Source organism: Shewanella sp. SM101, from assembly GCF_025654465.1.
Lineage (GTDB): Bacteria > Pseudomonadota > Gammaproteobacteria > Enterobacterales > Shewanellaceae > Shewanella > Shewanella oncorhynchi.
Genome location: NZ_JAKKRH010000126.1, coordinates 1 through 1,099, shown reverse-complemented (window position 1 = coordinate 1,099; position 1,099 = coordinate 1). Strand labels below are relative to the sequence as shown.

2 protein-coding genes and 1 pseudogene are annotated in these 1,099 nt (G+C 42.0%); all 3 read right to left on the bottom strand.

All coding sequences use genetic code 11. The features are described from left to right. Positions 1-172: transposase (locus tag L5M38_RS24165; RefSeq protein ID WP_263148087.1), on the bottom strand; the 172-nt coding region annotated here is incomplete at its 3' end. A 44-nt stretch (positions 173-216) separates the two neighbouring features. After that, positions 217-810, bottom strand: coding sequence for a hypothetical protein (locus L5M38_RS24160; protein ID WP_263180548.1), 594 nt, complete (start codon positions 808-810; stop codon positions 217-219). Positions 811-864: 54 nt separating this feature from the next. Continuing rightward, positions 865-1,099, bottom strand: a pseudogene (locus L5M38_RS24155) (IS4 family transposase); the annotation flags it as partial.

The following is a 1,099-nucleotide window of genomic DNA, read 5'->3' as shown; positions in this document are numbered from 1 at the left end:
GTGTGCCACCCTGGCGTTCTAGTTTTAACTGTCTCACCCATTTATCCATAGTGGACTTACCTACGTTCATCGCCTTTGCAGCTTCGATGATGCTATGGTTTTTATCGAGGACTAATTGGGCTGCTTCAAGTTTGAATTCAGCACTAAATGTTTTTCTGGTTGTCGATCTCATGTGTTCACCTAAAGTCATCTACGAGGTAATAATATCACCTCTATTTAGGTGGCCAAAATTAGTGTGCCACTACAGTTTATCTTAGACCGTTTAGGCTTTGACAGTTGCATTTCACCTTTGTTATACACAACTCTAGAAGCTTCAAAGCTAGGTGGGTTTTCTGCTAACTTTTCATCAGCTTTAATAGCTTCCGCAATGCGATTAAGAAATACGATAGGCTCTTTTACTTTTACTACATATTTACCAAATTTTTTGAGTTCTTCGGAAGGCTTACCGTTGACGGGCAAAGACATACAATAGATAAAGTGAGAGTTATTGAATGTAGGCGCTACAACTTTCTCTATGCCACCTACAACGACAGCACCACCGTTCAGTTCAATAACTATTGCCTCACCTGGTACTTGTGCCTCAGCTATCCCCTCTACCATATCAACTCGGGTTTTATCCTCAGTGCCTTTGTAGTATTCCAGTGTTTGAAAACGAACGTTTCCTCTACAAAAGTCTTCAGCGTATTCAAGTTTAGAAAAAGCACGATAGAGAGGAAATGGGATTGCCCCAAAAATCTGTAAACGCTTCGAGATAACCCATGACGATTTCATCAGAGAAATTAGCTGTTTATATCGAACTCTACTACTCATTAATATTATCCTCTAACTAACTTCATCAGGTACGCTGAGCCCTGAAGGATCCCCTCATAAATCAGCCATAGCATAGCCATATTTGAGCAACTGATTGGCGAATAATACCCAGGCCGCCAGCAATTCTTTCTCCGTGATTTGATAATCAGGCCGCCTGAGTACCTCCAATCCCAAGCGAATCGTTGAGAGTACCGTTCGATGCCCAATGGTATTGGCCTGAAAATGCTTATCCCAGCCCTGTTGCTGTGCGTGTAAACCAACTAGCCACAACAGGCATTGAACCATCAAC

What these genes read in the sequence shown, in the direction of transcription:
- L5M38_RS24160 (WP_263180548.1), bottom strand. Translation starts at nt 810, where the DNA reads ATGAGTAGTAGAGTTCGATATAAACAGCTAATTTCTCTGATGAAATCG.